Source organism: Rhizobacter sp. P2_H3, assembly GCF_056403355.1.
The window spans coordinates 1-605 of sequence record NZ_JBFUFQ010000542.1 but is presented as its reverse complement, the minus strand read 5'-3'; the positions used below and the strand labels follow the sequence as shown (position 1 = coordinate 605).

The window sequence follows — 605 nt, the reverse complement described above, 5'->3', positions numbered from 1 at the left end:
GCGCAAACGGGCGGGGCCGGGGCCGATGCACCGGCGGCGAGGCTGCTGGCCGAAGCGGCCGAGAAAACCGCGTCGTTCCGCGAGGTCGCGGCCCAGGTGCATGGCGCGTCGGACAGCGCGCGCACCGATGCCGCGCCGGCCAGCGGAGCACTGCTGGCCGCCGGGCTGGCCGCCACGGCACCGAGCGCGCCGGCGGAGGCCCCGACCGTCGTCCAGCTGCCGACGCCGGTGGATGCGCCGGAATTCACGCAATCGCTGGGCGTGCAGGTCAGMGTGCTGGCCGCCGACGGCGTGCAGCAGGCCGAACTGCACCTGAACCCGGCCGAGATGGGCCCGATCTCGGTGCAGATCGCGATCGACGGCACGCAGGCGCAGGTCGATTTCGGTGCCGACATGGCCAGCACCCGCCAACTCATCGAGAGCGGGCTGCCGGAACTGGCGTCCGCGCTGCGCGATGCCGGCTTCACGCTGACCGGCGGCGGCGTCTCGCAGCAGGCCCGCCAGGGCTCGCCGGACGGCGGCCAGGGCCGCGGCGAGGGCGGTTCGCGCTCGCGCAGCATCGGCGGGGTCGAGGCGGCGGAGGCCGCCCCGCGGCGCGTCACGAC

Annotated in this window: 1 protein-coding gene; it reads left to right on the top strand. The window is 76.2% G+C overall.

The features are described 5' to 3' along the window. On the top strand, window positions 1-605 hold a 605-nt coding region (locus tag AC1D1T_RS32935), incomplete at both ends, for a flagellar hook-length control protein FliK (RefSeq protein WP_477993571.1).